Genomic DNA, 11,754 nt, shown 5'->3' with positions numbered 1-11,754 from the left:
GGCACGGCCGACCTCCCCACGCCGATTCTGGCAATGAGCAACATCAGCAAGTCCTTTGCCGGCGTATTGGCGGTGAAGGATGTCGATCTCGTCGTAAGGCCCGGCGAGGTGGTGGGGCTGGTCGGGGAGAACGGCGCCGGCAAGTCGACGCTGATGAAGATCGTGTCCGGAATCTATGCTGCCGGGACGTTTGACGGCACCGTGGTCGTCGATGGACAGCGGCGCGACTTCCGCACTGTCCGCGACGCCGAGGCGGCCGGCATCGTGTTGGTGCCGCAGGAGCTGCACATTGCACCGCGGCTCAGTGTTGCCGAGAACATGTTCATGGGGCGGCTGCCCGGCCGGTTCGGCTTCGTTGACGATGAGCAGCTGCGCGCGCTCGCTCTGGAGCGGCTGCGCTTTTTCGGCATCGAGATCCGGCCGGAAGCCCCCGCCGCGATGCTGAGCCCGTCCGAGCAGCGGCTGGTGACGATCGCGGCGGCGCTCGCCAAGTCGGCGCGATTGATGATCCTCGATGAGCCGACGGCGGCGCTGACCGACCAGGAGGCGGAACAGCTGTTCGTCCATGTCAGGCGCATCAAGGCCGAGGGCGTCGGATGCCTCTATATCTCGCATCGGTTGGACGAGATCGAGCGGATTGCCGACCGTGTCGTCGTCATGCGCAACGGCAGCGTGGTCGAGCGCCTCGACACCGCGCAGGGCAACCGTGCCGAGATCGTGCGCGCGATGATCGGACGCGATCCCGAGCGGGCCGAGAAGCGCGCGCCGAAACCCGGCGCCGGTGTCGCGTTGTCGCTTCGGAACGCGCGGCTGCGCGATCCGACCAATACCGAGCGCGTGCGCGTCGACAATGTCGATCTCGAGCTCAGGCGAGGCGAGATTCTCGGGCTGTTCGGCCTGGTCGGCGCCGGCCGAACCGAGCTGGCACAGGCGATCTTCGGCGCTTGGGAGGGATCGGTCGAAGGTGAATTGCAGATCGACGGCCGCAGCGGATGGCCGCGGTCGCCGCGTGAGGCGATTGACCGCGGTATCGGCATGCTGACGGAAGACCGCAAGCAGACGGGCCTGATCGAGGGCCAGACGGTGCTTTCGAATATCAGCGCCGCGAGCCTCGACGGCGTGAGCGGCCGGGTCTTTATCGATCCATCCAAGGAACGAAGTCGCAATGCGGCGCTCGCGACGAAGCTGGATGTCAGGCCGCCGCGTCTCGATTTCCCGGTCGAGGCCTTCAGCGGCGGCAACCAGCAGAAGATCCTGCTGGCGCGCTGGCTGGCCATCGATCCGCGGGTGCTCATCCTCGACGAACCGACGCTGGGCGTCGATGTCGGCGCGCGCTTCGAGATCTATCGGATCATTCGCGAAATGGCCGACGAGGGACACGCAATCCTGATGATCTCCAGCGATCTGAACGAGGTTGCGGACGAATGCGATCGAATTCTGGTGATGTACAAGGGCCGGCTCAACGGCTCCTTCGAACAGGGGGCGTCGCGACATGCCCTGATGGCCGCCGCTACCGGCAGGGGAGATTGACATGAGCGACCAAACATCGCCGAAGGCCGCCGCCGCGCGGCTTGCACCCTCCACCGCAGACCGGAGCGGCAGGGCCTCGCTCCTCGGGCGTATCGGCGACACGCGGACACTGTCGCTGCTGGTGGTTTTCGTGCTGCTGGTGGTCTATTTCAACATCGCCTCGAACGGCATCTTCTTCAGCCCCCGCAATGTCTCGCTGCTGCTGCGCCAGGCGTCGATCGTGGCCGTCGCCGCCTCCGGCGTCTCCATCCTGATCATCATGGGCGAGATCGACCTGTCGATCGGCAGCGCAGTCTATCTGTGCAGCGTGGTCGCGGCGGGATTGCAGAGCTATTACGGCGTCGGCACCGGGCTCACCGTTGCGGCGACGCTGGCGGTTGGCATGGCGCTGGGCGCATGGCAAGGCGTCTGGGTGGTGGGCATCTCCGTGCCATCCTTCGTCGTGACGCTTTCGGGCCTGCTCGCCTTTCGCGGCATCGGCTATTGGGCAAGCAACGCGCAAACGATCTCGCCGGTCACGAAGTCGTTCAGCTTTCTCAGCGAAGGCTTCATCCCGAAGCCCGTCTCGATGGCGATCCTTGCTGTGGTTCTGGTCGTGGCCGCTGCCTTCATCTTGCGCGGGCACTGGCGTCGGGCGCGCGCCGGGAATGCTGATCTGGTGCAGACGCTTGTGCGCCTCGGCGTTCTGCTGCTTGCGACGGCGATCCTCGCCTGGGCCTTTGGAGGCTTTCTGGGCATCCCGATGGCGCTCGTCTGGGTGGCGGCGGTCGGGCTGGTCCTCTCCGTCTTGATGATGCGAACGAAATTCGGCCGCAACGCCTATCTCGTGGGCTCCAACCGGGAGGCCTCCGTGCTGGCTGGCATCGCGCTCGGCCGCCAGCTCTTCCTCGGCTTCGTGCTCATGGGCTTTCTCTACGGCGTCTCGGCCGTCCTGATCACGGCCCGCCTCGGCGCCGCCACCGCGAGCTCGGGCCTCTTCCTCGAACTCGACGCCATTGCAGGCGCCGTTATCGGCGGGACATCGCTGCGCGGCGGCGTCGGCACGGTGGGGAGAGCCATTGCCGGCGCGGTCCTGCTCGCCACGATCGACAATGGCATGAGCATCCTGAACGTCTCGTCGTTCCTGCAGATGGTGGTGAAGGGCATGGTCCTGCTCTGCGCGCTGGCGGTTGATGCCTATATGCTGAAGCGGCGGCGCTTCAGGCGTTGAAGGGGCCTCGGGAGCACCGGAGGGGCGGCTTACCCGGGATTCGGTCCCGCCAGAGCCGTGGCCGGTGCGATTTCGAGGCCGATCGGCGGTCACCGATTGTATATTCCGGCTGATTGGGCGAAACCGGCAGCAGGCGGGAGCAGTGCTCACGCCGAACGACGCTGCCGATCCGCCCCTTGCCCGCCGGTGCCTCCACATGAACAAGCGCAGTCGCAGAACCACGCTGCATACGGTGGCAAAGCATCTGGGGATTTCTGCCACGACCGTCAGCCGCGCCCTCAAGGATGGCCCGGAAGTGAATGCCGAGACAATCGACCGCGTGAAGCGCGCGGCCGAGATGCTCGGCTACCGACCCAATATGGGCGGCGTGAACCTGCGCACGGGGCGCTCGCAATCCGTGGCCATGGTGCTCTCGTTCGAGCGGCAGGACCAGCTCAACATCGTGACGGCCTCGCTGCTTGTCGGCGTCTCGACCGCGATGAAGGCGCGGGGCTATCGCACCGGCATTGTGCCACATCTCGAGCATGACGATCCGGTCGAGATCGTCCGCAATCTTGTCCGCGAGGGCTCGGTCGACGGCGTCATCATCACCCATACGAGGCCGCAGGACGATCGCGTCAAATATCTGCTCGAAGTCGGCGTGCCCTTCGTCACTTTCGGGCGAACGGAACTGCTCAGTCCTCATCCCCATGTTGATCTCGACCATGAGCAGATCGGGGCCGAGGCGGCGCGGCTGCTGCTCGACAACGGTCATCCGGCGCCGCTTCTGTTCGCGCCCTCGAGCCAGTTCAGCTACAGCCTGCAGTTCGTCAAAGGATGGACGAAGACTTTCAACGCCCGCAACATCACGGTGCCGGACGAACTCATCCATTTCTCGGCGACCACGCCGCAAAGCGGTGTCGAGATGGCGCGCGACGTGCTGCGCCGACACCCGGAGGCGACGGGCGCTTTCGTGGCGTCCGACGAGGCCGGCCTCGGCTTCATCACCACCATGCACCAGGCGGGGCGCCAGATCGGCAAGGATTTCGGCGTTGTCACCTATGGCGGTGCCCGGCTGCACGACTTCCTCAGCCCGCCAACTAGCGCGTTCTATTATTCGCATTTCGAGATCGCGGACCTTCTGGCCGACATGCTCGTGCGCGCGATCGATGGCGAGGATTATGCTGGGCTGCGTCAGGTCGTCCAGGCCGACTTCATCGACCATGGCAGCCATATCCTCAAGCCCTGAACTCTGATCCGTAACGTTTGGGATCGCGCCGGCAGCAATGCGCATTAAAGGGCGCATCTCTGACAATTTGCGATTGACAACTGTTTCAGAACTCGCATTCTTAACGTTACGGATCGCGTGAAGATGCGCATCCGCCGGGGTGGGGAGAACTAAGCCGGAAGGAGAGGAGAGGATCGATCACGGTCGCTGCCTTGGCCTGCGCTGACGTTTGCGCTGCCGGGCGGGCGCATGGAGGGCCGTGACCGGAAGGGTCGCGCCATCAGCAACCAGCTTTTGACTTTCGAATCCCGTTGCTAGGCAGGCCGGCCCGCTTCGGGGGCAGAACAATTCGGTCTGAATTCGGGCGAAACGCCAATTTGAGAGGAGATAACAATGAATTCCCCGCTTGGGAAAACGTTCCCGCTTGGCAGGCTGGCCTGCCGCGTATCGACCATGGCAGTCGCCGCAGCTTTGAGCTTCGGTTCGACAGCATTGGCCTATGCAGATGTCACGCTGTCGGCGATCGTTCCTTACACGAAGATCGACCCGGACTATGGCCGCCTTCAGGAAACCTATGAACGGTTCCACGCAGCCAATCCCGATATCACGATCAACTTCGATTATCTCGATCACGACGCTTATCACAACAAGATGCAGGCGCTGGCGATCTCCGGCAACCTGCCAGACGTCCTGACCCTTTGGCCCGGCAAGCGCACCGGCTATCTGACCAATCGCGGCTATGCCAAGGATCTGCGCCCGTTCATCCAGCGCGATGGCGTCGACAAGATGCTGCGCCCCGTCTTCACACAGGCGCAGGCTCCGTCGGGCGATGTCTACGAGATCGGCGTCCCCTATGTGAATTTCACCAATGTCGTCTATGTGAACCGCAAGCTTCTCGACCAGCTCGGGCTCAAGTACCCGGCGACGCTCGAGGAACTGATGGGCCAGTCCAAGGCCATTCGTGAGGCCGGTTATCGGCCGGCGGTATTCGGCGATCAGTCGAACTGGGTGCTGCAGTCCTGCCTGCTCTCCGTCCTGGTGGGCCGCCTTGGCACGCCGGAATGGTTTGCAAATGCGCTTGCGGGCAAGGACGGCGCCGGCTTCACCGATCCGCCCTTCGTGAACGCACTTCAGAAGATCCGGGACATGGTCGATGCCGGTTTCATCGATGTCAGCGAGCCGTCGACGACGCGCGAGCAGGCGCTGTCGACCTTCGTCAGCGGTCGCAGCGTCTATTTGATCGGCGGAATCTGGGAGGTGGTGAACCTCACTTCGGCTCTGCCGGCTGACATGAAGGATGCCGTCGAGATGCATCCGCTTCCGGCCGTGGCGGGTGCTGCGCTTGCCGGCGTCGATTCGTCCTCCGGCCAGCCGGCGACCGGCTTCGGCATGTCGGCTAAGCTCGACGACGACAAGGCGGAGGCCGCCTGGAAGTGGATCAAGTTCAATCTCGATCCGTCCAACAAGGACATCGACGTCAAATACGGAATGCTGCCGATCTATACGTCCGATGTCGGTATTTCCGACATGCTGACCGACCCGCTGGCGAAGTCGAGCTATGCCTTCTCCTCGTCGATCAAGGATGTGCTTCCTGTGCTCGACGATCGTCTCGATGCCGAGGGCGTGACGCAGGTCATCAATGCCGGCTTGCAGGAGCTCGTCCTCGGCTCCGTCACGCCGCAGGACCTCGCGGCCAAATATGAGGCCTGGGTGGCTGCGAACGACAGCAACCGGAAGGCCAAATAAGCCCATCGGCACAGCGAGCGGCCGCGACGGTTCCTCCCCCTTGCGGCTGCCGGCCAGCGCCGACCCCAATCGGCGCTGGCCCCGATTTCACGCGACACCCGGGAGCCGGCGATAGAGGTCGGCAAGGGAGACTGAAGTGGTTCTCGCAGCCAGATCCAACCGCGCCAGCTACGCGCTGCTCGCAGGACCGGCCATCGTCATCTACGGCCTCGTGATCGTCGTGCCGGTGCTGTACAGCCTCGTGCTGAGCTTCACGGACTGGGCCGGCATGGGTGTGCCGAATTTCGTCGGCTTCACCAATTACGTCGTGATGTTCTCCGATCCGATCTTCTGGTGGGGCCTGCGCAACAATGGCCTCGTCGTGCTGGTCTCGCTGATCGGTCAGATCCCGCTCGGCTTTTTCCTTGCCTATGTCATCTACCGGCGGCTGGTCCGGCATTCTGGTTTCTTCGAGGCGGTGATCTTCTTTCCTGCCCTGATGAGCCCCGTGGTGGTTGCACTGCTGTTCGGCGTCGTCTTTGCACCGAGCGGGCTCGTGGCGGAGATGATCGGCCGTGCGACCGGCAACCCGATGTTCTCGCTGACCATCTTCAACACCAAGAACACCGCGATCATCCCCTATCTGATCGTGCTGCTGTGGATGTATACGGGCATCTATTTCATCATCTTCCTCGCCAACCTGCAGAAGACCAGCCCCGAAATGCTCGAGGCGGCCGTTCTCGATGGCGCGAGCGAGTGGAACATCCTGAAATCGCTCATTGTGCCGCAACAGATCCCGGTCTTCCTGACCTCGGCGATCTATGCGGTGGCCGGAAGCCTGAAGAGCTTCGAGATCCTGTGGATCATGACAAATGGCGGTCCGAGTTATTACAGCAATGTACTCGGCCTCTACATGATCCAGAACACGTTCTCGTTCTATAAATACGGCTTCGGCAGCGCGATCGCCATCGTCGTGATCCTGCTCAGCGTGTTCATGATCCTGATCCTGTCATCGATCGCCGCCCGCTTCTCGCGCCGCTTTGAACAGGGAGCGACGTGACATGGCGGATCACGAATGGAAATCTGGCCGCGCCCGCGTGCCCTTGCCCTTTACCATCGTTTCCTATGTCGTCCTGGCCTTCTTCACAGTCTTCACCTTGTTCCCGCTGATCTGGCTTGGCTATACGTCGTTCAAGCCGGAGCAGGAAATCGTCGCCAATATGGTGGCGCTGCCGGTCAACTGGACCGTCCGCAATTATGTCCAGGCCTGGCAGCTTGGCGAGTTCGGCCATCTCTTCGTCAACAGCCTCATCTTCTGCGTCGTGACGACGGTTGTGGTCGTGCTGCTGTCGCTCTCGGCGGCCTTTGCCTTCACGAAGATTCCGTCGCGATGGACGCGGCTCTGGTTCTCCTTCATCGGGCTTGGCCTGCTCGTCACGATCTCGTCTTCCATCGTGCCGCTCTTCATCGCCGCCAACTATCTCGGGCTGACGAATACCTATCTCGGCATCCTCATTCCCTATGTGGCGTTCAACATATCCTTCGCCGTCTATCTCGCCGCTTCATTCGTGCGGTCAATTCCCAATGAAGTCATCGAGGCCGCCAAGATAGATGGTGCGAACTATCTTCAGGTCTACAGGCTGATTGTTCTGCCAATGTCGCGGCCGATCATAACGACGATCGCGATTTTTACATTTCATGCCTGCTGGGTCGAATATGTTCTCGTCTACATGATGTCGTCGGACTCGTCGATCCGGACGGTACAAGTGGGCCTCAGCCTGCTCAAGGGGCAGCTCTCGTTCAATTTCGGCTTCCTTTTCGCGGCCGTCGTGATCGCCAGCTTGCCACTGCTCATCCTCTATCTTGCGTTCAGGAAGCATCTTCAGACCGGCTTCTCCCTGGGCGCGCTCAAGGGTTGATCCCCCCGATTTCGTGCCGGCATCATCAGGAGTTCAGAAAATTCTCAGCGTAGAGATCTTTGGGCCGCGCGAGGCGCAGCTGTCGCAGCAGCCCGAGCCCCAGGCTGCGGGCGACATCGTCAAGATCCAGGTCCTGGTGGCACCGATGTGCACCGAGTGGCAATCGTGGCGGGCTGGAAAACAGTCGCATGAGCTAGGCCACGAGGCCGTCGGCGTCGTCGTCGACGCCGCGCAGTCCAAGCGGCTGAAGGCGGGAGACCGCGTCGTGGTGATGCCGCATGCCGGTTGCGGCATCTGCCCGGCCTGCCGGTCGGGCGAACATATCCACTGCACGGAACAGCGAAACCTGCTGGCCGAGACCAGCTCCGGCAGCGGCATCGGCTGTTATTCCGACTATCTGCTGAAGCCCGACTATCTGCTGGAACTCGTGCCCGACGATATCGAGACGCATCACGCCGCAATGGCGATCTGCGGTCTCGGGCCGAGCTTCACGGCGATGAAGCGCATGCAGGTGACGGCGGGCGAGACGGTGCTGATCTCCGGCTGCGGCGCCGTCGGGCTCGGGGCGATCGTCAATGCCCGAACCATCGGTGCCCGCGTCATCGCGCTTGAATTGCAGCCCTATCGGGCCGAGCTGGCCCGGGAACTGGGCGCCGAGCTGGTGATCGACCCGCGGGCGCCGGACCTGATCGAGCAGGTGCGCGCCGCCACCGGCGGATATGGCGCCGATGCCGCGCTCGACACCAGCAACAACGAGGCGGCCCCGCCCGTGGTGCTGGAGCTTGTGCGGGCGCGGGGCCGGCTCTCCTTCGTGACGTGGAGCGGCTCGCTTCCGGTGAACCGCATCACCGGCAAGGGTGTCGATATCTTCGGCTGCTGGCACTGGAACCACGAGGCGCATGGCGCGGAGATGATGCAGCGCGTGCGCGAGGCGCGCCCGCTGCTCGACAAGCTGATTACGCACCGCTTCCCGATGTCGGATGTGGCGAGCGCCTTCGCGCTGCAGGAATCCTGCAACTGCGGCAAGGTGCTGCTCTATCCGGGCGCGGCCGAGCCGCGCTGACCACGGTTGAGGATGGGAGGCGCTGCCGCGCGACGCGGCGGCGCCGGTTGCAGATCAAGCAAGGAAACTGACATGACCTTCAGGCTCGGCGGCTACGGCATCGAATACAAGGGCGACCCGGACGCCTATATCCGTGCGCATGTGGAGTTCGGCTACAACGCCGCCTACATGCCGAATATCAGTCTCGACAGCCGCGAGGAGATCGCAGGGCTCGTCGATGCGGCCGCCGCCGCCGACGTGATCTTCGCCGAGGGCGGCGCCTGGAAGAACCTCATCGCCCATGACGAGGACAAGCGGAAGGCCAATCTCGACTATGCCGTGCACCAGCTGGCGCTGGCCGACGAGCTGGGCGCGCGCGCCTGCGTCGCGTTTCACGGCACAGTCGGGCATCCCGGGGATCCCTGGCAGCTCAGCGACAACTACGACTATGGCCCTCATCCGGATAACCAGAGCGAGGCGGGCTTCCAGCGCGCAGTCGATACCGCCCGTTATGTCATCGACGCCGTCAAGCCGAAGCGCACCCGTTTCTCGCTCGAGATGGTCCCCTGGCTGGTGACCGATACGCCCGAGAACTATCTGAAGCTGCTGAAGGCGATCGACCGGCCGCAGTTCGGGGCCCATATCGACGCCGCCAACCTGATCATCACGCCACGGCTCTATTTCAATACCGGCAAGATGATCCGCGATGCCTTCGCCCTGCTGGGGCCGTGGATCGTTTCGTGCCATGCCAAGGATCTCGTGATGAAGGGCGGCCCGGGGCGGATCTCGTTCCATCTCGATGAGGTCGTGCCGGGCGAGGGCAATCTCGACTACACCGCTTATGTGACAGCGATTGCCGGTCTCAGCGGCGAGGTTCCGCTGATGCTCGAGCATTTCGACGTGGAGGGCTATCGCCGCGGCCTCGCCCACATCAAGAAGGTCGCGCGCGCCGCGGGCGTGATGGAGTAGCGGACCGGGCCGGGTAGCCGGGCCGAGTGTCGTTTCCAATGCGGCTGTTCGGCGCCGGCAACGGTGCGATGACCGACCGCGCGCCGAGTGCGGCCGAGAGGTGGTGCGCAGGCGCCGAAGGGGGGCGTGGCATCGCCTCGCCGCCGGCCTGCGCTGCGGGCCGCTCGTCCAAAACATGCCGGCCAGAGCCCAGCCGGGAGGCTCTTGATTCGGTATCAGGCAAGGCTCCATACCGACACCCAGCCGCCGATCGGCGGTTCGTGACATGCGCGGGTGCAATTCTGACACTTGTCGCGCTGGAAGAACTGCCGGTCGAGTTTGGAAGCCAGTCTGTTCTTCACGGGAAGGCGGCCGCCCGAATGGCAAACGCCCGACTCGGAGGCTCTGACCCTTTCAACCGACTTCGCGAACATAAAGTCGGAGAGAAGGCTCTCTGACGAGCCCTGCAACTGTTGAAGAGGTGGTGCGGGTGGTCGGAATCGAACCGACACTCCTTTCGGAACCGGATTTTGAGTCCGGCGCGTCTACCAGTTCCACCACACCCGCACGGTGCTGATCCCCTTGGCTGCCAACCCCCTGAGGATAGACGGAAGGTCCTATACAGCACCAGCGAGGCGATATCCAGACGGGAGCGATGTCCGATAACTGCTGGATTTTCAGCTTCTTTCGGTAGCAGCGATGCAGACGGCAGCGAGGAAGACATCAACTCTGGAACTACAGCCGGCTGCTCTGATGGCTTTCCGAGAATCGCTTGGCCGCCGCCAGCACGGGTATGAGCGCCAGTCCACCAGGCGTGAGGCTGTATTCAACGCGAGGCCGCGGCTCACCGAAATCCAATCGGCTGATCAATCCGTCTTCCTCCAGTTCCCGCAAATGTTGCGTCAACATCTTCTGCGAGACGTTCGGCATGTCTCGTTTGAGTTCGGCGTTTCGCAGTTTCGGCTGCTCATAAAGACGGAACAGGATGGGCAGTTTCCAGCGCCCGCTGACCATGGCCAGCACTCTGATGACCTGAGCCGCTGAGCCGTCCGGCCCCAGGCACTCCGACCGGTCCTGATGCCGAGTAGGCACTTTTAAGTGCGTAATTGCCTGGGCCATCCGCAAGTCCGATCTATGCGCTGAGACCTCAAGATAGGTGCCAGGGCATGGATTTGAAACTAGACGGCAAGACCGCACTCATCACCGGGAGCAGCAAGGGTATCGGCGAAGCTGTGGCCCGCGGGCTCGCTCGGGAGAAGGCTATCGTCATCGTGCATGGGCGTGACCGCTTCAAGGCGGAGCAGGTCGCCAAGGAAATCGTCGCCGATGGTGGGCGTGCCCATGCGGTTGTCGGCGATCTGACGCTGGACGCCGACGTTGAGCGCCTCGTGGCCGAAGCTCAGGCCCTGGTCGGTCCGATCGATATCGTGGTCAATAATGCGGGCGGCTCGGGCGGAGCCGAGGACTAGTCGACGACACATGCGGCCACCTGGGCATCCTCCTTCGATCGCAACGTGCTGGCAGCGGTGCGGGTGACGTCATTGTTGCTGCCGCATATGCGAGCGACTAAATGGGGACGGGTCATCAACATCTCCAGTCTGGCCGGCATGATGCCGCCCGCCGCGAGGCCCGATTATTCGGCGGCGAAGGCAGCCATGATTGCGATGACCGCATCAATGGCAAAGGCTGTCGCGCTCGACGGCATTACCGTCAACACCGTATCGCCCGGAACCATTCGTAGCATCAGTCTCGAAACCGGATTTCGAACGGTAGCGCTCGCCAACGGTATCGCCGAGGATGCGCCCTGGGACGAAATCGAGCAGACGGTGTTGCCAATATTTGCACAGGTGCCACTGGGCCGGGTTGGGACATTGGAGGAGATCGCCGATGCAATTGCGTTCCTGGTAAGCCCCAGGGCCGGGTACATAACCGGGTCCAACCTGCGGCTGGATGGCGGCATGCTGCCCACCGCCTAGATGGAGATCTGATGCTTTCTATCTCGCGGCCCTGTCCACGATCGGCATAAAGCAGCAGTTTCCATGCGAAGAAGCGGCTGCGAGAATGGTGCGCCAAGCGTGCGACCTCGCTATCGCGCACTGCGTTCCCGGTCTGCGAGCGACCGAGCCGCATCTGGACGCCCGAGTGCTGCCGTAGCCTCCTTCCCAACTCGACC

General features: G+C 63.1%; 9 protein-coding genes, 1 tRNA gene and 1 pseudogene. 9 read left to right on the top strand and 2 right to left on the bottom strand.

Annotated features, from left to right (window positions below; genetic code table 11):
- Positions 1 to 33 precede the first annotated feature (33 nt).
- The 8 genes from LB518_RS12920 to LB518_RS12885 all read left to right on the top strand — a co-directional run bounded on the left by LB518_RS12920 (position 34) and on the right by LB518_RS12885 (position 9,602).
- Entirely contained in the window at positions 34 to 1,530 is a 1,497-nt protein-coding gene (locus LB518_RS12920; RefSeq protein ID WP_224577924.1) for a sugar ABC transporter ATP-binding protein, read from the top strand.
- Position 1,531: 1 nt separating this feature from the next.
- On the top strand, positions 1,532 to 2,740 hold the full coding sequence (locus tag LB518_RS12915; RefSeq protein ID WP_224577923.1) for a sugar ABC transporter permease: 1,209 nt from the start codon (positions 1,532 to 1,534) through the stop codon (positions 2,738 to 2,740).
- A gap of 196 nt (positions 2,741 to 2,936) precedes the next feature.
- Positions 2,937 to 3,968: a substrate-binding domain-containing protein gene (locus tag LB518_RS12910; protein WP_224577922.1), complete on the top strand. Its 1,032-nt coding sequence runs from the start codon at positions 2,937 to 2,939 to the stop codon at positions 3,966 to 3,968.
- Between the two features lie 372 nt (positions 3,969 to 4,340).
- Positions 4,341 to 5,693 carry an extracellular solute-binding protein gene (locus LB518_RS12905; RefSeq protein ID WP_224577921.1) on the top strand — a complete coding sequence of 451 codons (1,353 nt, stop codon included), beginning with the start codon at positions 4,341 to 4,343 and terminating at the stop codon, positions 5,691 to 5,693.
- A 136-nt stretch (positions 5,694 to 5,829) separates the two neighbouring features.
- Entirely contained in the window at positions 5,830 to 6,732 is a 903-nt protein-coding gene (locus LB518_RS12900; protein WP_224577920.1) for a carbohydrate ABC transporter permease, read from the top strand.
- A 1-nt stretch (position 6,733) separates the two neighbouring features.
- Entirely contained in the window at positions 6,734 to 7,591 is an 858-nt protein-coding gene (locus tag LB518_RS12895) for a carbohydrate ABC transporter permease (RefSeq protein WP_224577919.1), read from the top strand.
- 13 nt (positions 7,592 to 7,604) lie between these two features.
- Positions 7,605 to 8,654 carry a zinc-dependent alcohol dehydrogenase gene (locus LB518_RS12890; protein WP_224577918.1) on the top strand — a complete coding sequence of 350 codons (1,050 nt, stop codon included), beginning with the start codon at positions 7,605 to 7,607 and terminating at the stop codon, positions 8,652 to 8,654.
- Between the two features lie 72 nt (positions 8,655 to 8,726).
- Entirely contained in the window at positions 8,727 to 9,602 is an 876-nt protein-coding gene (locus tag LB518_RS12885; protein ID WP_224577917.1) for a sugar phosphate isomerase/epimerase family protein, read from the top strand.
- A 461-nt stretch (positions 9,603 to 10,063) separates the two neighbouring features.
- Here the strand turns inward: LB518_RS12885 and LB518_RS12880 are convergent.
- Positions 10,064 to 10,148, bottom strand: a tRNA-Leu gene (locus LB518_RS12880).
- Between the two features lie 168 nt (positions 10,149 to 10,316).
- A complete protein-coding gene (locus tag LB518_RS12875) occupies positions 10,317 to 10,700 on the bottom strand; it encodes a winged helix-turn-helix transcriptional regulator (protein WP_224577916.1) in 384 nt (127 codons plus the stop codon).
- Positions 10,701 to 10,747: 47 nt separating this feature from the next.
- Here LB518_RS12875 and LB518_RS12870 point away from each other — a divergent pair.
- A pseudogene (locus LB518_RS12870) lies at positions 10,748 to 11,557 on the top strand (SDR family NAD(P)-dependent oxidoreductase).
- The last annotated feature ends 197 nt before the right edge of the window (positions 11,558 to 11,754 follow it).

The sequence above is a fragment of the Mesorhizobium sp. BR1-1-16 genome (genome assembly GCF_020165495.1).
Lineage (GTDB): Bacteria > Pseudomonadota > Alphaproteobacteria > Rhizobiales > Kaistiaceae > Kaistia.
This window is presented reverse-complemented; position numbering and strand designations above follow the sequence as displayed.